Raw genomic sequence first — 23,987 nt, 5'->3', positions numbered from 1 at the left:
CGACCGACCCACTCTCGAGTGGGCGGTCAAGCCGACTTTGGATTTCTTGGAGGAGTTTGATGTTTGCAAAAAGACGATTTGTTGCGCTGCTGCTGGTAGCGACCGTGACCGGCTCGGCCGTGAGCCAGGCGGCGGCCGAGGGCGAACCGGGCAGTGAGACCGGGCTAGCCCCAATTCTGAAGGGCATCCAACAGCCACCTTTGCGCCAGCTCGCCGTGGAGGTGCTGGAGCGCAATCCAGACATCGCCGCCGCCGCGGCACGGGCCCTGGCCGCCAGACACCGCGCGCCGCGGCTGCGAGCATTGCCGGATCCGACCGCCAGCCTGACGACGTTCCTGGACTCGCCGGAGACGCGAACCGGTCCCCAGCAGATCGCGGTGGTTCTGGCGCAGGCGGTCCCGTGGGCCGGCAAGCTGGCGCTCAAAGAACGGACCGCTCTTCTGGAGGCAGCGGCTCTCGATGCCGAGGTCGAGGCACTGCGCCTCGAGCTCCTCACCGAGACCCGGCGCTTGTTCTATGAGCTTCTGTACCTCGACCGACGCAGGGTGATCGGGGAGGAGCTTCGGGACCATCTCTCTCAGCACGAGGAGATCGCTCGGGCTCGATACGCGACCGGAGCTGGTCGCGGCCAGGGAGTGGTCAAGCTGCAGGCGGAGATTACCCTTGCCGAGAACGACCTGCTGGAGATTCGAAGGCGCCGGATCGGTCTGGAGGCCCGCCTCAACACGTTGCGCGATCGCCCCGCCTTGACGCCGATCTTGGCCGAAGGGATGCCGACGATCCCCGAAATCTCGCTCAATCTGGAGCCACTCCTCGAAAAGGCGCAGCACCTGCGCCCGGAGCTGCATGCGGCTGAGGCCAGGATCCGAAACGCGCGGACGCGAGTCGAGCTCGCGGAAAAATCGCGGCGGCCGGATTTCAGCCTCGGACTGACCTACACGGTGGTCGACCCGAGGAGCGACGCCGCCGGCCGGCTTCAGCCGCCGGAAGGCAACGGTGACGACATCGTCGGTATCCGGGGCGGGATTACACTGCCGGTTCGGCGCAGGAGCTTGACGGCCGAGGTCGAAGAAGCGGTTGGCCACGAGACCGCCGCCGAGGAAGGCCTGCGAGCGACTCGCGCGGAGATCGTGGCGGCGATCGGCGACCTGGCGCAGCGCTTGGAGCTCGACTGGCGGCAGCTGCGCCTGATCGATGATCTCCTGGTGGTGCAGGCGGAGGAGGCTGAGGAGTCGGCTTTGGCCGGCTACATTGCCGGAACCCTGGATGCCCTGGCTCTTCTGGACGCCGAGCACGTGCGCTTCGAAGCGCACACCGCTCTGGCCCGGGCCCAAGCAGACTATCTGATCGGAATCGCGGAGCTCGAGGGCGCCATCGGTGCGCCGCTCGAAAGCCGTGTGAAGGTTCCCAGCCATGACGCGTAGCAACAGAAACCCGAGAGCCTGGATCGCTCCCGTGCTCTGGATCGGCACCGGCTTTCTGATCTTCTTCGTGGTGTTCTTCGACCCGCTTCACTTGCACCCCCTGGACAGCTTGCTGCGGGCTCGGCTCGGTTATCGCGAAGCAGCGGAGGCAGCGGCCGGCTCCGCCGCCGAGATCGAGAACGAGCTATGGACCTGTCCGATGCATCCTCACATTCTCGAAGAGAACCCCGGGGAATGTCCGATCTGCGGCATGAATCTGGTGCGCGCCAAAGGACAGAGCACGGCTGGGAGAGCCGCCGGGAGCTCCACGGCTCGGAGCAAAGGGGAGATCCTCTTCTACCGCAACCCGATGAACCCGACGATTACCTCACCGGTTCCTGCCAAGGACGAGATGGGGATGGACTACGTGCCCGTTTACGCGGACGAAGCGGTCCGGGCCATCGGTCCCGGCACGGAGGTATCCATCGATCCCGCCACCGTCCAGAACATGAACGTCCAGAGCGTTCTGGTGGAGCGGCGTGACCTCACCCACGAGATTCGCACGGTCGGCTACCTCGAGTACGACCAGGAGCGGATGGTTACGGTAACGACGAAGTACACCGGCTGGGTGGAGAAGGTCTACGTCAACTACGTCGGCGAGCCGGTCAGAAGAGGACAGCCGCTTTTCGAGATCTACGCGCCCGAGCTGTTGCAGACCGAGCAGGAGCTGCTGTCGGCGATCGAGTATGCCAAGAAGTTCGTCGGCACGGCGGACGACGCCCTGCGCAGGGCCGAGGCACTGGTCGATGCGGCGCGGACTCGGCTTTCGTATTGGGATATCGCGCCAGAGCAGATCTCGAGGCTCGAGGAGACCGGCGAGATCTTCCGCACGCTCAAGGTCGTGGCTCCGTCCAGCGGCCTGGTGATGAAGCGCATGCCGGGACTGGAGGGCATGGCGGTCAAGCCGGGCATGGAGACCTACCACATCGCCAATCTCTCCTCCCTCTGGCTATCGGTCGAGATCTTCGAGGACCAGGTGGCCTGGATTCGCGAGCGCAGCCCCGCGGATGTCACTTTCACGTACTTTCCGGGTGAGACCTTCCGCGGCACCGTCCGCTTCCTCGAGCCGGAGTTCTCCGAAAAGACGAGGACGCTGAGGGTGAAGCTCGAGGTTCCCAACCCGGACCGAAAACTGCGTGCCGGCATGTTCGCGACCGTTACCTTCGAGCCCGTTGCGGCTCGGGCGGTGTTGACCGTGCCCTCGCTCGCGGTTCTACGGACGGGGCAGCGCGACGTAGTCGTGGTCGATTTGGGCGAAGGCCGTTTCGCCCCGCGGACGGTCAATCTCGGGCACGAGGGAGTCGAGTTCGTCGAGGTGCTCGAGGGTCTCGAAGAGGGTGAGCGGGTGGTGACCTCGGCTCAGTTTCTGATCGACTCCGAGGCGAATCTCCAGGAAGCGATCCAGAAGATGATGGCTCAACGTCAGGAGATGGCGCCATCGTCTGAGGGGGCCGGACATGCTCGCTAGGTTGATCGAGTGGTCGCTCAGGAACCAACCCCTGGTGACGGTCGGCCTCGTCGTCGCCATCCTCGCCGGCGTGTGGGCGATCAAAGAGACCCGGATCGACGCGATACCGGATCTCTCGGACGTCCAGGTGATTGTCTTTACGGATTTCCCCGGTCAGGCGCCTCAGGTGATCGAGGACCAGGTGACCTACCCGATCACGACCAAGATGCTGGCCGTGCCCTTCGCCAAGGTCGTGCGCGGGTATTCCTTCTTCGGCTTCTCGTTCGTCTACGTGCTCTTCGAGGACGGGACCGACCTCTACTGGGCCCGCTCGCGAGTGCTCGAGTACCTGTCGGGTCTGTCCGCCGATCTGCCCGAGGGTGTTTCGCCGCAGCTCGGGCCCGATGCCACCGGTGTGGGCTGGGCTTTCATGTACGTCCTCAACTCCGAGCAGCGCTCACTGGCCGATCTCCGGAGTTATCAGGACTGGTATCTCAAGTACGGTCTCGCCTCGGTCGAGGGAGTTGCCGAGGTGGCCTCGATCGGCGGCTTCGTGCGCCAGTACCAGGTCGAGGTCGATCCGATACGGCTGCGCGCCTACGGGCTGCCTCTGCAGGCGGTCCGCCGGGCGATCCAGCGATCGAACGTCGAGGTCGGTGGCCGTCTCGTCGAGATGTCAGAACGGGAGTTCATGGTGCGAGGGCGCGGCTACATCAAGGAGATCCGAGACCTCGAGGTGGTTGTCCTGGGCAGTGGCCCCGGTGGGACGCCGATCGTTCTCCGGGATGTCGCCAACGTCACGATCGGGCCCGAGATCCGGCGCGGGCTGGCTGACTGGAACGGCGAGGGCGAGACGGTCGGGGGCGTCGTGGTGGTGCGCTGGGGGGCCGACACCCTCTCGACGATTGCCAGGGTCAAGGAGCGCCTAACGGAGCTCAGAGCCGGCCTGCCGGATGACGTCGAGATCTCGGTGGCCTATGACCGGACCGGGCTCATCGAGCGTTCGATCGACACGCTCACGACCACATTGATCGAAGAGTCGATCGTCGTGGCCCTCGTGTGCCTGGTTTTCCTGTTTCACTTCCGGTCGGCCTTTGTCGCGATCGTGTCCATACCGGTCTCGATCCTCTTGGCCTTCGTGATCATGAAGTACCAGGGCCTGGGGGCCAACATCATGTCGCTGGGAGGCATCGCGATTTCGATCGGCGTCCTCGTCGACGCCGCGGTGATCATGGTCGAGAACGCGCACAAGCACTACGAGGAGTGGCGCGGCAAGCGTTCGCACCTGGAGATCATCATTCGCTCGGCCCAAGAGGTAGGACCGACGCTGTTCTTCACCCTGCTCGTGATCACGGTCTCGTTCCTGCCGATCTTCACTCTGGAGGCACAGGAGGGGCGCCTGTTCAAGCCCCTGGCGTTTACCAAGACCTACGCCATGGCACTGTCCTCCATCGTGGCGGTAACCGTCGTTCCGGTTCTCATGTTCTGGTTCGTCAGGGGCAAGATCTTCAGCGAGAAGAGACACCCGGTCTCGCGCTTCCTACGCTTTCTCTACACGCCGGTCCTCAACTGGGCGCTGCGTTGGCGCTGGGGAGTGATCGTCCTCATGCTGGCGGTGCTCGCGTTGACGCTCGTGCCACTCCAGGGCATCGGCTCGGAATTCATGCCTCCGCTCTGGGAAGGAGATCTGCTGTACATGCCAACGACCTTCCCTGGTGTGTCGATCACCAAGGCCAAGGAGATTCTGCAGCAGACCGACAAGATCATTCGGTCCTTTCCGGAGGTCGAATCGGTTCTGGGCAAGGCCGGGCGCGCCGAGACGGCGACGGATCCGGCGCCGCTCTCGATGCTCGAGACGACGATCATTTTGAAAGACCCTTCCGAATGGCGACCCGGTCTGACCAAGGACGATCTCATCGCGGAAATGGATGCGGCGATTCAGTTCCCAGGCCTCACCAATGCCTGGACGATGCCGATCAAGACCCGCATCGACATGCTGTCGACCGGCATCAAGACGCCGGTCGGAATCAAGGTCGGGGGTCCCGACCTGACGGTGCTCGAGGAGATCGCCAAGAAGATCGAAGCCGTGGTCAAACCGCTACCGGGAACCCTCTCCGCCTATGCCGAGAGAGTGATGGGTGGCAGCTATCTCGACTTCGATATCGATCGCCAGGCGGCATCTCGGTTCGGGCTGACGGTGGGCGACGTCCAGGACGTCATCCAATCGGCGGTAGGCGGCATGAATGTCTCGTCCACGGTCGAAGGGCTCGAGCGCTACCCGATCAACGTCCGGTATCCGCGAGAGCTGCGGGACAATCCGGTCGCTCTGCGCGAGATTCTGGTGGCCACGCCAACCGGCGCTCAGGTGCCGCTCGGACAGCTGGCCGAGATCCAGCTTCGCCAGGGGCCGCCCGGGATCAAATCGGAAAACGCGCGCCCCAACGCTTGGGTCTACGTCGACCTGCGAGGCATCGACGTGGGCACCTGGGTGAAGCGGGCGCAGCAGGAGGTGACCGAGCAGGTGGTGGTGCCGGCGGGCTACACGATCTTCTGGTCTGGCCAGTACGAGTACATGCAGCGAGCCAAGGCCCGGCTGCTCCTGATCGTGCCGCTCACCCTGACGCTGATCTTCCTGATCCTCTACTTCCATCTCAAGTCGATCCTCAAGACTGCCATCGTGCTTTCGGCGATTCCGTTTTCCCTGGTCGGCTCGGTCTGGCTGCTCTGGATTCTCGACTACAACTGGTCGATAGCGGTCTGGGTCGGCGTGATCGCCCTGGCGGGTCTGGCGGCCGAGACCGGCGTCGTGATGTTGCTCTACCTCGACATAGCCTACGAGGACTGGAGTCGAAAAGACCGGATGAAGAGCTTCCGCGACCTGGCCGAAGCCGTGGATCACGGCGCCGTGCAGAGAATTCGCCCCAAGATGCTGACGGTCATGGCGACCTTCTTCTCTCTGGTGCCGATTCTCTGGGCGACCGGGACCGGCTCCGACGTCATGCGGCGCATAGCCGCCCCCATGGTCGGCGGGGTATTCACCTCGTTCGCGGCGGAGCTGTTGGTCTTCCCAGCGATCTATTTCATTTGGCGCGGAAGGGGACTGAAACGCGGCCCGCTGTTTCCGAAGGAGGAATCGGGAGCTATCGAACTCGCGCGACCACGAAGGTGACATCGTCGGCGGGGGCGGAGTCGCCCGCCCAATCTCGAGCTCTCGCGAGCAAGTGCTCGATCACTTCGTTGGGCTTCGAGCCGGCGGTGGCGGCGAAGAGCTCGGCGGCGCGCTCGTAGCCGAGGGTGTTTCCGTCTCGATCGGGGAGCTCCGGGAAACCGTCACTCATCAGCAACAGCGTGTCGCCGGCGTCGATGCTCACCGACACTTGGCGATAGGTAAAGTCGAGTCCACCCAGAGGCATGCCTTCGATGGCGATTTCTTCTACCTTTCCGGTCGCCGCTCGGTGCAGGAGAGCGGGCGGCATTCCGGCGGCGCAGAGGGTGAGCCTGCCCTTTGTCAGCCGAGCGAGAGTCAGCGCCATCGACATCCGCCCCAGCGCCATACGCTTGATCGCGTCGGCACCCTTCTTCTGGAACTCCGCCAGGTCGCCTCCCGGCGGGTAGGCGGAAAACAGGCTCTTGACCACGGTCACCATGGTTCCGGCCTTCGCGCCGTGCCCGGTGGCGTCGCCGATGGCCACGGTCAGGGTGCCATCGTCGGCGACACGAAAATCGTAGTAGTCGCCTCCGACTTCGGTGGCGGTTCTCATCATCGCGGCCAGGTCGAAAGAGGGGTGGTCGGGGAGCCTCTTGGGCAGGAGCGAGAGTTGAAACCGGCGGGCTTCCTCCAGTTCCTCGGTCTTGCGATCGAATTCAACCTGCAGGCGCTCGCTCTCGATGAGTCTCTGCTGGTTCTCTTCGAGGTCCTGGGCCATGTTGTTGAACGCCTTGGCCAGCTGGCCGATCTCGCTTCTGGACTGGAGGGGCACCCGGGCTTCGAGGTCGCCACCAGCTACCCGCTCCGCGCTCTCGGCAACGAGCTTGAGTCCGTGGGTAATCCGGCGCGACAGCGGCAGGACACCCAAAAGAGCGAGGCCGATCAACCCGGTACCGAATCCGAAGTTACGCAACGCCGTCGAGCGCATCTCGGTGATGGAATCGCGGATTGGGCGGGCAATGCCGAAAGTCAATCCCGTTGCCTGGTCCGCGCTGGTCGCGACGATCCAGTCGCCAAAGACCTCTTGGTCTGTGATCCGTTCCGCATCGACGGGCTCCTGGAGCCCCAACCCGAGTAGGGTCCCGCGGTCCTCATCACTCGCCGCGAACAAGTTGCCTTCGGTGTCGACCGCAAACGGTACCTCACCCCGCTCGCGCAGGGTGCGATGAAGGACCCGCTCCAGAAGCTTCTCGTTGGCGACCCGAGCCCGGATCTCGCCGACCATCTCGCCGTCCTCGTAGACCGGCACTTCCACCTCCGGGCTGAAGATCATGCGGTACGTGTCTTCTTCTGCTTCGGCCGTGGGGGCGGTCTCGGTCAGCCGGTGCAACTCCTCGGTTTCAGCTCGGATCTCGATCAACCGACCGGCGTGCAGGTTGAAGACTTCGGCTTTTTCTTGGACGAATTCGAGGCCCAGCTTGGCCTGTTCGATAAGCTCCTCCCGGTCGGTATCCGGGATCAACTCGGCGTCGAGGTTCTCGATGCCGGCTTCCACCGTCTTCAGCATCTCGCGCATGTCGATCACGATCGGCGCGGGGGGCGGCGGCGGGCGGCGCGGTGGAGCCGGAATGAGCTCCGAGGCAGTCTCAACGTCCGGGCTCGGCACCGCGTCCTCCGCCGTGCCCGGGTACTCGGGCACGAATTCGAAGGACGTGACCAATGGCGCGGTCTCTCCGAGCTCCGCCATCATCGAGCCGTAGAGCTCCTCGCGCTCTTTTTCGGTTTCCGCTTCGAAGGCCCAGCGTCTGAAGGGCAAAGCGGAGATCCGTTCGACCCGGCGACGCAGATCGCCCCGGACTTGGGTCATTCGATTCTCCATGTCGCTGGTGAGGCTCTCGGCCTCGGCCTCGACGGCTTCGCGAACGGCGCTCAGCGACGAGACGTAGCTGTAGAGAACGATTGCCGTCATCGGCAGGATAGCCAGGAACAGGAACGCGATGGCGATTTGAGTACGGATCTTCATGGCAGGGCCCCAGCTTAATACGCGAGCGGTGCTCGGGAGTTCGCTGCCGGGGCCGTACTGAGTGTTCGGAGGCCAGTGGGCTGTTAGTCTTGGTATTCGATGTGCGCGACCGAAGTGGTCTATTTCAACCACCCGAAGGTGGTCAACGGCCCCGCGACCGTGGATCCAGGTCGGATCGAGACGCTCGACCCGCTGACGGCGACTCGAACGGTGATCGTCTCCAACCTCGACTATCCGTCGGGCCTTGCCCTGGATCCTGCCGGAAACCTTTACTTCGGCAACGTGACGACCGGGCCGATCCGGGTCGAGCTGCGCCGAAGGGCACCTGACGGTACCATCACCAGTCTGGGCACCGTGGTCGACACCTCGGCGGGCTTTGTGTCGGTGGGCTCTTGGGCCTTCGACCTGTGCGTCGAGGCAGGAGTGGTCTACTTCAATCATCCCGAGGTGACGAACGGCGGCGCGGTTGTCGAGGCGGGTCGTATCGAAAAGATCGATCCGGTCACCGCCGCGCGTACGGTGGTGGTTCCGGGTCTCGACAACCCTTCGGGCCTGGCCTTCGACGGCGCGGGGAACCTCTACTTCGGCAATATGACTACAGGCCCGGTCCGGGTGGAGCTGCGCAAACGAGCACCCGACGGCACGGTCGCGAGCCTGGGGATGGTGGTCGACACCTCGGCGGGCTTTGTCACCGCAGGCTCCTGGGGCTTCGACGTCGCTTGCCTGGGCAGCGAGGTTTACTTCAATCACCCCAGGGTGACCGATGGCGGCGTCACCGTGGATGCCGGCCGCATCGAGAAGATCGATCCATCGACCCTGGTCCGGACGGGCGTCCTTGGCAGCCTGAGTGATCCCTCCGGGCTCGCTTTCGACAGCGCCGGTGATCTTCATTTCGGTGAGGTGACTCATGGGCCCGTTCAGATCGAGCTCGAGGAGTCGAGCGGCGGGATCACTTCGACGCAGGGGATCGTTGTCGACACGTCGGCGGGCTTCATCGCCGCCGGTGCCTGGGCCTTCGATGTCGCCGTCGCGGCGCCGCCAACGGAGACGGAGCCGGACGACGGTCCTCTTGAAGAGCCACCCGACCGGAGCGAGAGCGGCTGCAGACCCGGATGCCTGATTCTCTTGATCGCGATGGGACTGGCTCTCTTGCTTCTGCTCCTGCTCTGGCTCGAGTTGATCTAGAGGCGGAGTCGAGGTCTACGAACGCACGATGGAACTGGCAGCGCGTATTCTGGATGTCCTCGCCGGGCTCATGCTTGCTGCGCTTCCGGCGGCCCTGCTCTTCTGGCTCCTGATCCACCCCTTCGCTTCGTTCTGGCGCCGGCTGGGTCCCGTTGCGAGCTACACGATCGTTGCCGCGATTTGCCTGTTGGCGGTCTACGCCATCTGGACGGTGCGCGCGCCGCTGATGCGGCAGCACTTCGGCTATCGGCCGATCACCATCGGGATGGGCGTGGCTCTCTACCTTGCCGGCGCGGCCTGGGACTGGAGGGTGCTGCGAAAGCTGAGGTTCCCGGTCCTGGCCGGTCTGCCGGAGCTATCCAGTGGAAGTTCCGGCAGACTCCTGACCGACGGGCCCTACGGCATCGTGCGTCATCCCCGCTATTTCGGAGCGTTGATCGGCATCACCGGCTTCGCTCTGATCTGCAACTACCTGTGGGTCTATGTGGTGGTTGCGGCGTCGGTGCCGGTCGGTTGGCTTATGATCGTGCTCGAAGAGCGAGAGTTGATGGAGCGATTTGGGAGCGACTACGAGAGGTACCGTCGGCGGGTGCCATGCTTCGTTCCCAGGCGAACCGGGGAGAGGGTCTTGTGAGTTTCGATACCGAGCTCAAGCTCGCCATCTATCGGCACGTCGCCGAGACGACGACGGCACCGACCGTGGAAGACATGGTTCGCGTCACGGGTCGAGCCGATACGGATATTCGGGAAGGGTACAGGCGCCTGAACGCGAGTCGCGTTCTGGTCCTCGAGGATGATGGCGTGTCGATTCGAATGGCACCGCCGTTTTCCGGCGTCGAGACCCAGCACAAGGTGACCGTGGCGGGCCAGGCCGGCGAGGCCGGTAAGAACTACTACGCCAACTGCGCCTGGGACTCCCTGGGCGTCGTGGCCGCTTTGAGCACCGACGGCGAGGTCGAGTCTCAGTGTGGGCAGAGCCTCGAGCCGATCAGGCTGCGGGTCCGAGATGGCGAGCTCAGCGGCGACTCCTGTGTGGCCCACTACGCGGTGCCGGCCGCTCACTGGTGGGACGACATCGTCTACACGTGAAGCACCATGCTCTTCTTCCGGTCGGAAGAGCACGTTCGAGCCTGGTGTCGCGAACGAGGCCTCGAGGTATGCCCGATCATCAGCCTCGAGACGCAGTGGCGACTCGCGGTCGCCTGGTACGGGGACCGCTTGAGTCCGGATGCTCGCCGGCCGAGGCCGGCGGAGATGCGTCGGATCTTCGCCGATATCGGCCTCGAAGGCCCGTTCTGGGACCCCATGGCAGACAGCTTCTGAACTGCTTTTCAGAATCTGAGGCTGAGGGCCGAAGCCGGACCGTCTTCCGGGACCGTCACGATGAAGAGGTTGCCGTAGTCGCTCTCGTCGATGGGACCGGGCTCGGGAGCGCCGAGCGCGGCCACGATGCCGGGCACGGTGTTGCTGTGGCCGGCCACGACCACGATGCCGCCGCGATGATCTGAAAGGATCTTGGTGACGAGGGCCGGTGTGTCTCCGGCGTCGGCGATCGCGATCTCGAGCCCGAGGGCCTCCGCCAGAGGCCGAACCGTTGCCTGGGTGCGTCTGAACTGGCTCGCGAACACCGCCGTGACCCCGGCTTCGAGCGTCAGGTCCCGAAGACGGTGCGAGCGCTCTTCGCCGGCGAGCGTCAGCCCCGGGTCGTCCTCGGCCTGCTGCTTTTCAGCGTGTCGGACCACAATGACGGTGGTCGCCCGCTGGGCATCACCGTGCGCGCAGTCGGGAACCAGAGCCGAAAGCAGAACCGTCGCGATCAGGCCGATTAGGGATCGAGTGTTGTTCACTGCAGCAGACCTCCATGAGACGCTGGTCAGAGATTTGACGGGCAGGACCCGCGACTAGGGGTAGAGCACACTTTTCTCGCCGCGCTCGGCGATCAACCGCTCGGTACGTTCGAGGATGAGATCGCGACGATGGAGCAAGGTCGAGCGCTGCTTCTTGCTCAGCCAGGCTCCGACCGTTTCTTTCAGCGAGTCTTCATCGAGCCGGCGTAGCCCCTCGACGAGCGGGCGCGAATAGCGATCCGGGCTCTCCGGGTCGAGAATCTTGGTCTGGGTACGAAAGGCGCGAGAACTGTCGACCTTACGAACCGTGAAGTCCGGATCGATGAGCAGGTTGCTCAGGTTGACATAGTCGACGTCGTGTATCAGCTGGAAGAAGACCTTGGCGCGACGCATCTGCTCATTGAAGCGCTTCGCGTCGGGTGGCGCGAGCGCCTTTCTCCGGCGTTCGCCTTCGGTCATACAGTCTTCGATCCAGAGCTGGAGAGAGCCGTCCTCGCCGCGGATCTTTCGCTCGACGGTTGGAGGTACCTGATTCAATCCGATGAGGCGATCCAGCCTGTAGGCTGCGATCTCGCTCTTGTAGCTATCGCGAAATCCGAGTTCGGGGAAGCCACCGTCATCGAAGTGCCTGACGGGCATGTATTCGTCGATGGTTTTCCAGACGGCTTTGGCGTTGAGGCCCTCAGCCGACAGGGTCACCAGATGTGAGAGGGTGACGCCTTTGCCCAGTGGCTTGATCTCGACGACTTCCGCCGTTTGCAGGAAGTCCTCGGCGTCTCGATCGTTCGCCAGGTTGGTCGCGCTCACTGGCTCGACTGCCAGCAGAGCGCCTAGAATCGCGATTGCGTGGCGCACCGGAGTTCCTATGCCCCGATCATGCTCTCGACGGCGAAGTAGCGCAACCCTGTAAGATGAAGACACCGCCGATGAGCAGTGCTACGGAGTGCGTTTTCTGAGATCGCTTGGGCCGAGGCTCGGATGATGCGACTCGCGTTTCAAGAGCAGATGCCGGACAACCACTGTTTCGGCTGCGGGCCGCTCAACCCTCTGGGTTTGCAGATCAAGAGCTTCTGGGACGGCGAAGAGTCCGTGAGCGTCTTCCAGCCACGGCCGGAGCACTCGGCAGGCCCTGTGAATGTGATGAACGGTGGAATCACCGCGATGCTGATCGATTGTCACTGCGTCTGCACAGCCGTCGCTCACGCATATCGCGTCGAAGGACGCGAGATCGGGTCGCCGCCGCCGATCTGGTGCGTGACCGGCTCGATCGAGATCCGGTATCTGGCGCCGATTCCGATCGACCGGGCGGTCGATCTGCGCGCCCGGATCGTCGAGCACGAGGGCAAGAAAACGCGGCTCGAGTGCAGCCTGTCTTCGGGCGAGAAGGAGTGCGCTCTGGGCACGGTACTGGCGATCCGGGTGGCGCCGTCCTGGCGCGAGGAGTCCACTCGTTCTGGCGAGCGGCGGAAACCAAGTAGGAGAAAGCAATGAGTAGGCGATTGAGACAAGCGATTCTGGACCGGGGTCCGATCTGGGTGATGGCGACCGTGGGATTGAGCTTGCTGATTCTGGGACGGATGCCTTCGAGTGCCGGAGCCGAGGATGGCGGCAGCGGGTCCGCTTCCGGGCAACCGATCGAATACCATTCGCCGACCGGTCGCAGTGACATGCCCTTCTCGGAGTCCGTACGAGCGGGGAACCTGCTCTTCTTGTCCGGGCAGATCGGTGCGGCGGTGGACGAGGGCGGGCGCGGACGGCCACCGGGCGGCATCGGGCCAGAGACGCAGCAGACCCTGGAGAACATCCGCGCGGCACTCGAACGTCGGAACCTTTCGATGGACGACGTGGTCAAATGTACTGTGATGCTGGCTGACATAGACGAGTGGGCGGCGATGAACGAGGTCTACAAGACGTTCTTTAGCAAACACTTCCCGGCCCGGAGCGCTTTCGGCACGAGCGGCCTGGCACTGGGTGCTCGAGTGGAGATCGAATGCATCGCGGCCTTCGGAAGCCGGGCCGCCGATCGAGGAGTAGGATAGAGACTCGAAAACGGGAGGACACTATGTTCGTACTGGAACTGTTGTCGGCCGCGGCTCTGGCCGGAGCGTCGCCCGCGCTTCCCCAGCGCATGACCGAGATCATGGCGGAGGAAGCAACGGTGGTTGAAGCGCCGTTTGGTGACGAAGACCTCTGTGCGATCGCGCGGAGAATCGCCGGTGCCGCTCCTTGCCTCGATCCGGAGAGCTGTCGAGCTCTCGAGCTTTGGCAGGGGGTCTTCGGAGTCCCCGGCGTGCGTCCCGCGGATCCGGAATTCGGCGGCGGCAGGTTCGGTCTGTCGCCGCGCCTCGCGCACCAAAGCAAGCCCGGCGCCAGAGGTCGGCCGAGAAGATTCGGCTTCGGACCACGCACTCTGGATTGCCTGGCCGAGCGGGCTCCGGCCGGGGGTGCGGAGCGCGCCGGCGATCGGCGCTAAGATCGGCACCGGTGGATTTCAGCCGAAGCGACGCAGCGGGCTACGCTGAGAGCAACGCAGTGAGAGCGGTGTGACCGTCTATTCCGCGCCTTGGAGTAGATTGCTGATCGGTCTCTCCTGGGGCGCCTCGGCGATTCTCGTCGGGGTGGCGTTTCTCACCTGGCGCAACGTGCGCGAACCGGAGGGCCTCGGCCTGGCATTGGCCGCGCTGTCGATTCTGGTCATTGCGCTAGCCGCGCTGTTTTCGATACGCGCCTACCGAGTCGATGGGCCTCACCTCTACGTTCGCCGGCTGTTGTGGGAGACGGACGTGGATCTGCGCGAGCTCGAGTCGGTGGCGATCGATCCCGCCGCGATGCAGGGCTCGATTCGGCTGTTTGGGAACGGCGGTCTGTTTTCCTTCTCGGGGATCTTCCGGAGTAAGAGGCTGGGCCGGTATCGAGCTTTCGTGACCGACCACCACCGGGCCGTCGTCCTACGCCTGTCGGGACGCACCGTCGTGGTCAGTCCCGGTGAGCCCCAGGCTCTGGTTGCGGATATCCTCGGGCGCAGTCCGCGCGTTCGTGATGACACTCCGAGCCGATTCGAGGAGGGAAGATGACCCACCAGCAACAGATGGACGAACTCGAGCGGTTGCGCTCGGAACTCTTGGAGCGGCTCTCGGGTCCGGACTCGGCGGCGCTCAACCGAAGACCGCCGGACGGCGGCTGGTCGGCGGCCCAGGTTCTGGCTCATGTGATTCTGGCCGAGCGGCTCTCACTCGGCTACCTACGCAAAAAGATCCAAAGGCCCGACTTGATACCGCGCAGTGGCGCGGCCGGCGCGATCAAGAGCCGGGCGCTGGGGCTATTCTTGAGACTACCGTTCAAGGTCGCGGCACCGGCGCGCTCGGCCGACGTGCCCGAAACGGGCGAGCTGACCGCACTTGCGCGGGACTGGAGCGAGGCGCGAGCCGAGTGGCAGGACTTCCTCGAGCACTATCCCGCTGAATTGGCGAACAAGGCGGTCTACAGGCATCCGGTCGCGGGCCGGCTCAATCTGGAGCAGACGCTCCGGTTCTTGATCGATCACCTACGTCGCCATACCGGACAGATCGAGCGGCTTCTGGTTGAACATGCGGCCGAGGCGGACGTCGCCTAACGGCCGAAATCGAGCGGTCAATCAGTCTGTTGCGCAGAGTGACGGAATAGGTGAGTCGCGGTCGGCGTTGGCTGGGAGAGAGACTGCAAGATGACTGAGCATCGCCAACAGTCCGAGCCCGGCGTCGCGTCGACCGATCCGGTCTGCGGAATGACCGTCGATCTCGCGACCGCCGCCCACCGGTACGAGCACGAGGGCGTCGACTACGGCTTCTGCTGCGCCGGCTGTCGAGAGAAATTCATCAAGTCCCCGTCTGACTTCCTCGAGTCCGAGGCAACAGATCCGGTGTGCGGAATGAAGGTCGATCCGGCCACCGCAAAAAACAAGTCGACACATGGCGGTGTCGACTACTACTTCTGCTGCGAGGGCTGCAAGAGGAGGTTCGAGGCGGCCCCCGAGAAGTTCCTGCTCGCGGTCGACCCCGGCTCGGAGCCGGCGACCTCGCCGGCTCCGGATGACGTCGTCTACACGTGCCCCATGGACCCCGAGATCGAGCAGCTGGGGCCGGGCTCCTGCCCGAAATGTGGCATGGCTCTCGAGCCCAAGACCGTGGCGATCGATGAGGGCGAGAACCCCGAGCTCGTGGATATGCTGCGTAGGTTCTGGCTCGGCGCCTTGTTGACGCTGCCGGTCTTCCTACTGGCGATGTCCGAGATGGTGCCGGGACTCGATCTGGCGGAGCGGTTGCCGCAAGGTTGGAATCGCGGGTTGGTGTGGCTGCAGTTCCTTCTGGCGACACCTGTCGTCCTTTGGTGCGGCCGGCCGTTCTTCGAGCGTGGCTGGAGCTCTCTCAGGACGCTGAATCTCAATATGTTCACGCTGATCGCGATGGGTACCGGAGCGGCCTACGGGTACAGTTTGATTGCTCTGTTTCTCCCCGGGCTGTTCCCGGCGTCGATGCGCGCGACGGGCGGGGCCGTTCCGGTTTACTTCGAGGCCGCCGCCGTGATCACGGTTCTGGTGCTGCTCGGACAGGTGTTGGAGCTCAAGGCCAGGAGCCGCACCTCAATGGCCCTCAAGGAACTCCTGCAGCTAGCCCCGGCGGTGGCGCTCAGGATCGGTTCAGACGGGGAGGAAAGCGAGATCGATCTCGCCGAAGTCGAAGTCGGCGACCGGCTCAGGATCCGGCCCGGAGAGAAGGTCCCCGTCGATGCGATCGTGCTGGAAGGTCAGAGCTATGTCGACGAGTCCATGGTGACGGGCGAGCCGATCCCGGTGTCGAGGACGGTCGGCGAACCGGTGATCGGCGGCACCGTCAACGGCAACGGCGGCCTCGTAGTCCGGGCCGAGAGAGTGGGTTCCGAGACCTTGCTGGCACGTATCGTTCAAATGGTGGCCGAGGCACAGCGAAGTCGTGCCCCCATCCAGCGCTTGGCGGATCGGGTCGCGTCGTTCTTCGTGCCGGCGGTGGTTCTGGTGGCCTTGTTGACCTTTGCGGCGTGGTATTCCTGGGGTCCGGAACCGGCCTTGCCGATCGCCCTCGTCAATGCGGTTGCGGTTCTGATCATCGCCTGTCCCTGTGCCCTGGGACTGGCGACTCCGATGTCGATCATGGTCGGAACCGGGCGGGGTGCAAGGTCGGGTGTGTTGGTGCGAGATGCCGAGGCTCTCGAGACACTGGGGAAGACCGAGGTGCTGCTTTTGGACAAGACCGGGACACTTACCGACGGGCGCCCCCGACTCGAGCGGGTAGTAGCGCTCGAGGGTCGGAGCGAGGCGGATGTGCTGACTCTGGCCGCTGGGCTGGAGCGGGGCAGCGAGCATCCTCTGGCTCGAGCGATCGTCGGGGAGGCGCTCGAGCGGGGCCTGGGACCGAAGGCGGTCGAGGACTTCCAGGCCCTTCCGGGCAGGGGAGTCGTCGGGCGCGCGGGGAGTCGCCGGTTGGCGGTTGGCAACGAGGCCCATCTCGTGGATCTGGGAGTGACGGTCGAAGTCGCACGGGAGAAGGTGGACGCCCTGCGCTCGGCCGGAGCGACGGTGGTCTTCGTTGCGGATGACGGGGATCTGGCGGGCCTGCTGGCGGTGTCCGACCCGATCAAAGAGTCGGCTCGCGAGCTGATTGGAGAGCTGCAGAGGATCGGGATCGAAGTCGTCATGGTGACCGGTGACAATCGCGAGACGGCCGGCGCCGTGGCCGAGCGACTCGGTATCGACAGGGTCGAGGCCGAACGACGGCCCGAGGAGAAGCTCGAGATCGTGCGGACCTTTCAAGACGGAGGACGAACGGTGGCGATGGCGGGAGATGGTGTCAATGATGCCCCCGCTCTGGCCCAGGCAGATATCGGAATCGCGATGGGCACCGGCACAGACGTTGCGATCGAGAGCGCCGGAGTGACCCTGGTGAAGGGCGATCTGCGCGGCATCCTGCGGGCACTTCGGTTGAGCCGCGCCACGATGGGCAACATCAGGCAGAACCTCTTTTTCGCGTTCCTCTACAACTCCTTGAGCGTTCCGGTCGCCGCTGGGGTCCTTTACCCCTTCGTCGGCTGGCTGCTATCGCCGATGCTCGCCAGTGCGGCCATGAGTCTGAGCTCGGTATCGGTGATCTCCAATGCCCTTCGCCTTCGACGCCTCGAGCTTTGAAACGCGCTCCACTGCTGTCCGGGTGGTACGATTCGGCCGACCAGGAGGTCTTCATGAACAGACTGCGAATGCTCGGGACCCAGGGCCAGGCGATCTGGCTCGACTACATCCGCCGGGACGTTCTCGAGAACGGGGAACTCGCGCGCTTGATCTCCGAAGACGGCTTGACCGGCGTGACTTCCAACCCGGCGATCTTCGAAAAAGCGATCGGCAACAGCGATCTCTACGATTCCGATATTCGCGCGGCGCTTGAAAAGGACCCGGAGATCTCTACCGGGCTGCTGTATGAACACCTGGCGATTCGTGACATTCAGCTGGCGGCGGATCTGCTGGCACCGGTCTATGAGTCGACCAACGGAGCGGACGGGTTCGTCAGCCTGGAAGTCTCGCCGCACCTCGCGCGCGATACCGAGGGCACGCTGGCCGAAGCGAGCCGCTTCTGGCAGAAGGTCGATCGGCCCAACCTGATGATCAAGGTGCCCGCGACGGTCGAGGGGATCCCCGCGGTCGAGTCCCTCCTGGCTGAGGGCATTCACGTCAACGTGACCTTGATGTTCTCGATGGCTCACTACGAGGCGGTGGCGCAGGCTTACATCCGGGGCGTCGAGCGCGCCGCCAAGCCCGAGCGTGCGGCTTCCGTGGCCTCGTTCTTCGTGAGCCGGGTGGACAGCTTGATCGACAAGCTGCTGGCCGAGTCCGCCGGCTCTGATACGCCCGAGGCCGGGGATTTGGCCGGTCGGATCGCGATCGCGAATTCCAAGATGGCCTACGCGCGCTACCTCGAGATCTTCCATGGGCCCGCCTTCGCGAGACTGAGAGAAGCCGGAGCCCGTCCGCAGCGAGTGCTTTGGGCGAGCACGTCGACCAAGAATCCGGACTACCGGAATGTTCTCTACGTCGAAGAGCTGATCGGACCCGAGACGGTCAACACCATTCCCCCCCGGACGCTCGAGGACTTCCGCGAGCACGGCGAGGTTTCACCGACCCTGACCGCGGACCTGGATCGCGCGCGAAGCGATCTGTCGGCCTTGGCGGCGATCGGAATCGACCTGGATGGCGCAACCGATCGTCTGCAGCGCGAGGGGCTCGAGAAGTTCGGTGTGCCGTTCGACCGCCTGCTGGCAGCGCTCGAAAGCAAGCGGGTCGAACTCGCAGCTGCGCCCATGGGGGCGGCGGCCGGACCCGCTGAATGACCCGACAGCAGCTCCCGAGGATGGAGCTCGGTTGCGGAGGAGACGGAGATCTTGCCGAACGCGTTCGCGAACGGCTGGTCCGGTGGCAGGCCGACGAGGTCCTGGCAAGGTTGCGCAACCAGGATCCGACGCTGTGGGCCGGTGACGAGACCGAGATTTCGTCTCGCTTGGGCTGGCTGACTCTGCCTCAGGACGCCTGGCGGGGCGGGCTGGAAGGCATCCTCTTGGGTGCTGCCGAAGCGCACAGGCTCGGGATCGATCAGACCATTCTGATCGGCATGGGAGGATCGAGTCTCGCGCCTCTGGTTTTCGAGCGCGTCTTCAAGCCCACGCGTCGGCAGCTACGGGTGATGGACACGACTCATCCCGATTCGGTCCGGAGCCTGGTTGACACCCTGCCCTCCGAGGGCTTTCAGTTCGTGGTCTCGAGCAAGTCGGGAACCACTCTCGAGACCCGCGTGATGACCGAGGTTCTCTTTCATGCCGCAGGGCGCTGGGTGGCGCAGCCGGGGTCTCATTTTCTTGCGATTACCGACCCCGGAACCAGGTTGGCGGACCTGGCCGAGGAACGAGGTTTTCGTAGCGTGTTCACCGCACCCTCGGACGTCGGCGGCCGTTTCAGCGCGTTGTCGGTGTTCGGGCTGCTCCCGGCCGCCATGATCGGCATTGACCCGGAGCGTCTTCTGCGCCGTGCCGGCGCCATGGAAGACAACTGTCTCAGAGGGCCGGTGAGTGTCGGACTGGAGTTGGGCGCGACGCTGGGCGAATGCGCGCTGGCGGGTCGTGACAAGCTGACTCTCCTGACCTCACCCAGCGTGGCCGCCCTGCCGCTCTGGATCGAGCAGCTGGTGGCGGAGAGTCTCGGCAAGGACGGCAAGGGCATCGTGCCGGTCGGCGGCGAGCCCAGAGGCGACGTCGAGAGCTACGATCAGGATCGGGTCTTCGTCGGTATTGCCATGGAGGGCGAAGAGGCGACGCTTGCCCGGTTTCTCGAGGATCTCTCCGAGCTCGGCCATCCGACGATACGGATCGTCCTGCACGATCGCTACGATCTGGGAGCCGAGTTCTTCCGCTGGGAGATGGCGGTCGCCGCCGCCGCGATGGTCACCGGGGTCAACCCCTTTGACCAGCCCGATGTCGAGGCGGCCAAGAACGAGGCTCGCCGGCTTCTGGACGGCGCCAAGGTCAGCGGGACTCTTCCCGAGGTGATTCGCGCCGGGGAGCGCGAGCGGCTGGTCGAGGCCCTGAAGACCTGGATGTCTTCGGCTTCCGACGGAGACTACTTCGGGATTTTGGCCTACCTGCCGCCGACTCCGGAAACCGACCTCGAGCTCGCCGAGCTTCAAAGGCGGGTGCGGGATCTGACCACGATCGCCACGACCGCGGGCTACGGGCCACGCTACCTGCATTCGACAGGTCAGCTTCACAAGGGCGGACCCAACACGGGATCGTTTCTGCAGATCGTTCCTTCACCACGGACCGATTTTCTGGTTCCCGGAGAAGAGACCTCGCTCGGGAGCGTGATCGCGGCGCAGGCCGACGGTGACGCCGCCGCGCTGCTGGCCGCCGGGCGCCGCGTGCTGCGTGTGGATGTCGAAGACAGCGGTCGTCAGGGACTCTGGCTTCTGCGTCAGCTCCTGGCAGGCTAGGCCCTCGATGAAGCCGATTCCGGAGATCGTCATCGCCGGTGACGAGGGCTTCGCGGTTCGGGCGGCGATCGAGATCACGAGAGTGCTGCGCGCGACGCTGTCCGAGAGAGATGCTGTGTCGCTGGCGCTCGCCGGCGGCGCAACGCCGCGGCCGGTGTATCGGGCTCTGGCGGCTGTGCCCGCAGGACTGCGGCCGGCGGATTGGCGCCGAGTCCACTTCTTCTGGAGCGACGAGCGCTGCGTGCCCGCGGATGATCCCGGCAGCAATGTGAACGCGGCCCATGAGCAGCTCCTGCGGGACCTCGACATTGCCCCCGAGCGGATCCACGCGCCGAGACTCGCGCGTGACCCGAGGTCGACCGCCGCCGCCTACGAGGGCGAGATTCGCCGGACCCTCCGGCCTGAAGCGACCGCTACGCCGCGGTTCGATCTGGTTCTGCTCGGGGTCGGAGCCGATGGTCACACGGCATCGCTCTTTCCCGGCGAGCCCCCGGAAGCGCATCCGGGACGAAGCGGCCTGGTAGTGGCGACGCGAAGCCCGGCGGCGCCGCATGAGCGCATCAGCTTCTCGTTCGAGCTCCTCGCCGCGGCGCGCAGGATTCTCATCCTGGCTTCGGGAGAGGATAAGGCCGAGGTCGTGTATCGGGTCCTCGAAGAGAGGGATCGCTCCTTGCCGGTGACGCAGGTCGATCCCCGCTCCGGTGTGGTCTGCTGGGTACTGGATGCCGCGGCGGCGAGCCGACTGCCGCAAACCTGACCTGTGCGAGAGACGGTCTCGCCGTTACTAGTGCACCCAGTCGTCTTGGTCGTGACCATCCCGATCGTCGGGAACGATCTGCATGCCGCGCTTTTGCTTGAGGCGAGCGAGTCGCAGCCGAAACCACGCGGCCTGCGCACGCAGCCAGAGCTCGCGAAACGCGCCGCCGAGTAGCCCGGCGCCCTGGCCGCGTCCGAAGTAAGCGACGGTCACTCCGACACCCGCGCAGATGCCGATAAAGCCGGGAAGGTCCTTGGTTCCGAGAAAGCCGAGGAAGGCGAAGACGATCTCGAGCAGAAGGAACCACTTGGCCTGGACCGGAAGGACGAAAAACAGGAGGATGGTGGCGTTGCGATTGAGGACCGCGAAGAGGGCGATCAGGAGCACCAGGAGCATGCGCTGCCCCTGCATCAGGGCGAAGGGCACCTGCCAGGCAGGACCCCCTGCCAGCAGCGATCCGATGAGGTCGACCGCAACGGCGGCGAGTGCCGCCGACAGTGAAAGCAGTACCAGTAGCCGCCAGAACTTGCGCCGGCCGAGTTGATAGAAGACCGTGCGAGCGAAGAGAAAAAGGATGAGCAGCTCGATGACGAACCAGAACCCCGGCGCGCCGGTACCCGCGAACGGGTAGGTCACTAGCTGCCACAGGAATCCGCTCCGCCAGGCGCGTGGAGTCAAACGAAGCAGCTCGGCCAGCGGAGCGCTGACCTCGAAAAAGCGCATCGAGAAGGTGGCGAACACGATCCCCAAGAGAATCCAGACGTCGCGTGGGACGGGCCCGCTGAGTCCGAAACCGTAGCCGCCTCCCGCGCCGGTGGGAATGTTGCGCATGTGCGAGATACTACCGGGGATTCCGCTCCGACGGGGTGTCTCTGCACCGCGCCTAGGAGACCGCGGAGGAATTTCTGTGGCGACTTTTTCCTTGTATGGAGCAGAGGGTGGGGCTGCCCCTTCCCAGTCGAGAAAGGCCAAGAAATGTCAGACACGTTGACTCTTCCAGTACTTCCTTTGCGTGACACGGTCATGTTCCCGGGCGTCCAGGCACCGATTCGGGCGGGCCGGCCGGAAACCTTGCGAGCGATTCAGGCCGCGATCGATCATGGAGAGCAGCTCGTGTTCGCCGTTGCTCAGCGCGAGAACGTAGAGCACGCGACTGCCGAGAATCTCTTCACGATCGGTACGATCGCTCGAATCGGCCACGTTCAAAAGGGGCGCGGGTTCGTGCAGCTTTTGCTCGAAGGAAAGGGCCGAGGCATCGCCTTCCGGATCAGCCACAAGGGCGAGCATCTGGAGGCCGTGGTTCGTGAAGCCGACGAGATGTCGCCGGCCGACCCCGAGGATGCGGCATTTCAGGGTCTGTTTCGTGAATTGCGGGACCGGGCGCTCGAGCTCGGCCAACACGCGGGATTTCCCGAGGAGATGGTGACCCAGGCGCTCGCCAACGTCGAGAGCCCCGGAAGGCTCGCCGACCTGGTCGCCAGCTATCTGGATATCGCCCACCACGAACAGCAGGCCCTGCTCGAGACCCTGTCGGTGGAGGAGAGGCTGCGCCGGGTCCTGGTTCACGTCCAGCGCCAGATCAGCGTTCACGAGGCCCAGGAAGACATCCAGTCCAAAGTGCAGCAGGAGTTGGGCGACCGCCAGCGTGAAATGGTACTTCGTGAGCAGCTCAAGGCCATTCGCAAGGAACTGGGCGAGGGCGATGAAGGCGAAGAGCTCGACGAGCTGCGCGAGCGACTCGAAGCCCTCGACCTGGCGCCCGAGGCGCGCAAGGAGATCGATCGCGAGCTCAACCGGCTCGGCCGGATGAACCGCGAGTCCATGGAGTACCAGGTCGTTCGCAGTTACCTGGAGACCGTGTCCGAGCTGCCCTGGAACGAGCGTACCGACGAACACCTGGACCTCCACCGGGCCTCCGAGATCCTCAACGAGGATCACTATGGTCTTCAAGACGTGAAGGACCGCGTTCTGGAGTTCCTGGCGGTGCACAAGCTCCGCCAGCGAGCCATCGAGGAGGCCGTGCCCGCAGAAGTGGATGGCGGCGATGAGAATGGCGAAGTCGGCGCTCCCGAACCGGCCGCTGCCGCGGCTACCGGCGAGCGGGAAGACCGCGTGCCGCATGGACCGATTCTGCTTTTCGTGGGTCCCCCAGGGGTGGGCAAGACCTCGATCGCCAAGTCCATCGCCCGCTCGATGGGACGCGAGTACGTGAGAATCTCTCTCGGCGGCGCGCGAGACGAAGCCGACATCCGAGGCCATCGTCGAACCTATGTCGGCGCGATGCCGGGCCGCGTGATCAAGGGGATGAAACAGGCCGGCTCCAGGAACCCGGTGTTTCTTCTGGACGAAGTAGACAAGGTCGGGGTTTCCTATCAGGGCGATCCGGCGGCGGCGCTGCTCGAGGTGCTCGATCCGGCTCAGAACGACAGCTTCGTGGACCACTACATCGGGGTTCCATTCGACCTCTCCGAGGTGCTCTTCATTGCCACCGCCAACTTCATAGAGAACATCCCCGGTCCGCTGCGGGACCGCATGGAGATGGTGGAGTTCACGGGTTATACCGAGAGGGAGAAGCTCGAGATCGCCAAACGCTATCTAGTACCGCGTCAGATGCGGGAGAAGGCGGTGGATTCGGGGGCGCTGGAGATTTCGGACGGAGCCATTGCTGCGGTGATCACGCACTACACGCGCGAGGCCGGTGTGCGCCAGCTGGAGCGACAGATCGGCAAGCTCTGTCGAAAAGTGGCCCGCAGAGTAGCGGCTGGCGACGAGGAGGTAGGTGAACTGACGCCTGAAGAGGTGCGCGAGCTTCTGGGCCGCTCGAAGGTTCATCCCGAGACCGCGCTGGTCGAAGACCAGGTCGGAGTCGCAACCGGGATGTTCTACACGCCCGCGGGAGGAGACATTCTATTCGTCGAAGTGACGACGATGCCTGGCAAGGGGGAGTTGGTGCTGACCGGACAGCTGGGAGATGTGATGAAGGAATCGGCGCGGGCCGCCTGGAGCTACGCTCGGTCGAGGGCCGGCAAGTTCGGAATCAAGCCAGGCGAGTTCGAGCGGGACGTGCACGTGCACGTCC

20 protein-coding genes and 1 pseudogene are annotated in these 23,987 nt (G+C 64.4%); 17 read left to right on the top strand and 4 right to left on the bottom strand.

The genetic code is table 11. The features are described 5' to 3' along the window. Positions 1 to 59 precede the first annotated feature (59 nt). From GY769_22445 to GY769_22435, 3 genes are read left to right on the top strand one after another with little or no spacing between them, the layout of a single operon-like run. Positions 60 to 1,424: a TolC family protein gene (locus tag GY769_22445; GenBank protein MCP4204678.1), complete on the top strand. Its 1,365-nt coding sequence runs from the start codon at positions 60 to 62 to the stop codon at positions 1,422 to 1,424. Further along, entirely contained in the window at positions 1,414 to 2,931 is a 1,518-nt protein-coding gene (locus GY769_22440; protein ID MCP4204677.1) for an efflux RND transporter periplasmic adaptor subunit, read from the top strand. The genes GY769_22445 and GY769_22440 overlap by 11 nt, the downstream gene beginning before the upstream one ends. Next, positions 2,921 to 6,079, top strand: coding sequence for an efflux RND transporter permease subunit (locus tag GY769_22435; protein ID MCP4204676.1), 3,159 nt, complete (start codon positions 2,921 to 2,923; stop codon positions 6,077 to 6,079). Before GY769_22440 ends, GY769_22435 begins: the two co-directional genes overlap by 11 nt. On the opposite strand, the gene GY769_22430 is transcribed toward GY769_22435, so the two are convergent. Next, on the bottom strand, positions 6,051 to 8,081 hold the full coding sequence (locus GY769_22430; protein MCP4204675.1) for a SpoIIE family protein phosphatase: 2,031 nt from the start codon (positions 8,079 to 8,081) through the stop codon (positions 6,051 to 6,053). The genes GY769_22435 and GY769_22430 overlap by 29 nt on opposite strands. Positions 8,082 to 8,180: 99 nt before the next feature. Between GY769_22430 and GY769_22425 the strand changes: the two genes are divergently transcribed. From GY769_22425 to GY769_22410, 4 genes are read left to right on the top strand one after another with little or no spacing between them, the layout of a single operon-like run. Beyond that, positions 8,181 to 9,266, top strand: coding sequence for a hypothetical protein (locus tag GY769_22425; GenBank protein MCP4204674.1), 1,086 nt, complete (start codon positions 8,181 to 8,183; stop codon positions 9,264 to 9,266). A 28-nt stretch (positions 9,267 to 9,294) separates the two neighbouring features. Beyond that, positions 9,295 to 9,900 carry an isoprenylcysteine carboxylmethyltransferase family protein gene (locus GY769_22420; protein ID MCP4204673.1) on the top strand — a complete coding sequence of 202 codons (606 nt, stop codon included), beginning with the start codon at positions 9,295 to 9,297 and terminating at the stop codon, positions 9,898 to 9,900. Next, positions 9,897 to 10,355, top strand: a complete 459-nt coding sequence (locus GY769_22415) for a hypothetical protein (GenBank protein ID MCP4204672.1) — start codon at positions 9,897 to 9,899, stop codon at positions 10,353 to 10,355. Before GY769_22420 ends, GY769_22415 begins: the two co-directional genes overlap by 4 nt. A 6-nt stretch (positions 10,356 to 10,361) precedes the next feature. Continuing rightward, positions 10,362 to 10,589 carry a hypothetical protein gene (locus GY769_22410; GenBank protein ID MCP4204671.1) on the top strand — a complete coding sequence of 76 codons (228 nt, stop codon included), beginning with the start codon at positions 10,362 to 10,364 and terminating at the stop codon, positions 10,587 to 10,589. 8 nt (positions 10,590 to 10,597) lie between these two features. On the opposite strand, the gene GY769_22405 is transcribed toward GY769_22410, so the two are convergent. Continuing rightward, positions 10,598 to 11,113 (bottom strand): histidine phosphatase family protein, encoded by a 516-nt coding sequence (locus tag GY769_22405; protein MCP4204670.1) that lies wholly within the window; start codon positions 11,111 to 11,113, stop codon positions 10,598 to 10,600. Positions 11,114 to 11,167: 54 nt separating this feature from the next. Then, entirely contained in the window at positions 11,168 to 11,968 is an 801-nt protein-coding gene (locus GY769_22400; protein MCP4204669.1) for a hypothetical protein, read from the bottom strand. Positions 11,969 to 12,091: 123 nt separating this feature from the next. Between GY769_22400 and GY769_22395 the strand changes: the two are divergent. The 9 genes and pseudogenes from GY769_22395 to pgl all read left to right on the top strand — a co-directional run bounded on the left by GY769_22395 (position 12,092) and on the right by pgl (position 20,908). Further along, a pseudogene (locus GY769_22395) lies at positions 12,092 to 12,535 on the top strand (PaaI family thioesterase). Positions 12,536 to 12,690: 155 nt separating this feature from the next. After that, positions 12,691 to 13,152: a hypothetical protein gene (locus tag GY769_22390; protein ID MCP4204668.1), complete on the top strand. Its 462-nt coding sequence runs from the start codon at positions 12,691 to 12,693 to the stop codon at positions 13,150 to 13,152. 23 nt (positions 13,153 to 13,175) lie between these two features. Beyond that, a complete protein-coding gene (locus GY769_22385; protein MCP4204667.1) occupies positions 13,176 to 13,586 on the top strand; it encodes a hypothetical protein in 411 nt (136 codons plus the stop codon). 70 nt (positions 13,587 to 13,656) lie between these two features. Then, positions 13,657 to 14,187, top strand: coding sequence for a hypothetical protein (locus GY769_22380; GenBank protein MCP4204666.1), 531 nt, complete (start codon positions 13,657 to 13,659; stop codon positions 14,185 to 14,187). Then, the gene (locus GY769_22375) at positions 14,184 to 14,726 is read left to right on the top strand and encodes a DinB family protein (protein ID MCP4204665.1); all 543 of its coding nucleotides are present in this window, start codon (positions 14,184 to 14,186) and stop codon (positions 14,724 to 14,726) included. The genes GY769_22380 and GY769_22375 overlap by 4 nt, the downstream gene beginning before the upstream one ends. 90 nt (positions 14,727 to 14,816) lie before the next feature. Continuing rightward, positions 14,817 to 17,309 (top strand): heavy metal translocating P-type ATPase, encoded by a 2,493-nt coding sequence (locus GY769_22370; protein MCP4204664.1) that lies wholly within the window; start codon positions 14,817 to 14,819, stop codon positions 17,307 to 17,309. A gap of 53 nt (positions 17,310 to 17,362) precedes the next feature. Next, positions 17,363 to 18,502: a transaldolase gene (gene tal, locus GY769_22365; protein ID MCP4204663.1), complete on the top strand. Its 1,140-nt coding sequence runs from the start codon at positions 17,363 to 17,365 to the stop codon at positions 18,500 to 18,502. After that, positions 18,499 to 20,151, top strand: a complete 1,653-nt coding sequence (locus tag GY769_22360; GenBank protein MCP4204662.1) for a glucose-6-phosphate isomerase — start codon at positions 18,499 to 18,501, stop codon at positions 20,149 to 20,151. Before tal ends, GY769_22360 begins: the two co-directional genes overlap by 4 nt. A gap of 7 nt (positions 20,152 to 20,158) precedes the next feature. Further along, complete coding sequence (gene pgl, locus GY769_22355) at positions 20,159 to 20,908, top strand: 6-phosphogluconolactonase (GenBank protein MCP4204661.1); 750 nt, start codon at positions 20,159 to 20,161, stop codon at positions 20,906 to 20,908. 27 nt (positions 20,909 to 20,935) lie between these two features. Here pgl and GY769_22350 read toward each other — a convergent pair whose 3' ends face one another. Next, positions 20,936 to 21,739 carry a hypothetical protein gene (locus tag GY769_22350; protein MCP4204660.1) on the bottom strand — a complete coding sequence of 268 codons (804 nt, stop codon included), beginning with the start codon at positions 21,737 to 21,739 and terminating at the stop codon, positions 20,936 to 20,938. A gap of 144 nt (positions 21,740 to 21,883) precedes the next feature. On the opposite strand from GY769_22350, the gene lon reads away from it, so the two are divergent. Continuing rightward, the coding region (lon, locus tag GY769_22345) for an endopeptidase La (GenBank protein MCP4204659.1) at positions 21,884 to 23,987 on the top strand (2,104 nt) is incomplete at its 3' end.

The sequence above is a fragment of the bacterium genome (assembly GCA_024224155.1).
GTDB lineage: Bacteria > Acidobacteriota > Thermoanaerobaculia > Multivoradales > JAHEKO01 > CALZIK01.
The sequence above is the reverse complement of the archived record's forward strand: the minus strand, read 5'-3'. Positions and strand labels throughout refer to the sequence as shown.

Bases quoted from the DNA above. Each gene is read 5' to 3' on its own strand.
- GY769_22445 (MCP4204678.1), top strand. From the start codon at position 60: ATGTTTGCAAAAAGACGATTTGTTGCGCTGCTGCTGGTAGCGACCGTG.
- GY769_22440 (MCP4204677.1), top strand. From the start codon at position 1,414: ATGACGCGTAGCAACAGAAACCCGAGAGCCTGGATCGCTCCCGTGCTC.
- GY769_22435 (MCP4204676.1), top strand. From the start codon at position 2,921: ATGCTCGCTAGGTTGATCGAGTGGTCGCTCAGGAACCAACCCCTGGTG.
- GY769_22430 (MCP4204675.1), bottom strand. From the start codon at position 8,081: ATGAAGATCCGTACTCAAATCGCCATCGCGTTCCTGTTCCTGGCTATC.
- GY769_22425 (MCP4204674.1), top strand. From the start codon at position 8,181: ATGTGCGCGACCGAAGTGGTCTATTTCAACCACCCGAAGGTGGTCAAC.
- GY769_22420 (MCP4204673.1), top strand. From the start codon at position 9,295: ATGGAACTGGCAGCGCGTATTCTGGATGTCCTCGCCGGGCTCATGCTT.
- GY769_22410 (MCP4204671.1), top strand. From the start codon at position 10,362: ATGCTCTTCTTCCGGTCGGAAGAGCACGTTCGAGCCTGGTGTCGCGAA.
- GY769_22390 (MCP4204668.1), top strand. From the start codon at position 12,691: ATGCCTTCGAGTGCCGGAGCCGAGGATGGCGGCAGCGGGTCCGCTTCC.
- GY769_22385 (MCP4204667.1), top strand. From the start codon at position 13,176: ATGTTCGTACTGGAACTGTTGTCGGCCGCGGCTCTGGCCGGAGCGTCG.
- GY769_22375 (MCP4204665.1), top strand. From the start codon at position 14,184: ATGACCCACCAGCAACAGATGGACGAACTCGAGCGGTTGCGCTCGGAA.
- GY769_22370 (MCP4204664.1), top strand. From the start codon at position 14,817: ATGACTGAGCATCGCCAACAGTCCGAGCCCGGCGTCGCGTCGACCGAT.
- tal (MCP4204663.1), top strand. From the start codon at position 17,363: ATGAACAGACTGCGAATGCTCGGGACCCAGGGCCAGGCGATCTGGCTC.
- GY769_22360 (MCP4204662.1), top strand. From the start codon at position 18,499: ATGACCCGACAGCAGCTCCCGAGGATGGAGCTCGGTTGCGGAGGAGAC.
- pgl (MCP4204661.1), top strand. From the start codon at position 20,159: ATGAAGCCGATTCCGGAGATCGTCATCGCCGGTGACGAGGGCTTCGCG.
- GY769_22350 (MCP4204660.1), bottom strand. From the start codon at position 21,739: ATGCGCAACATTCCCACCGGCGCGGGAGGCGGCTACGGTTTCGGACTC.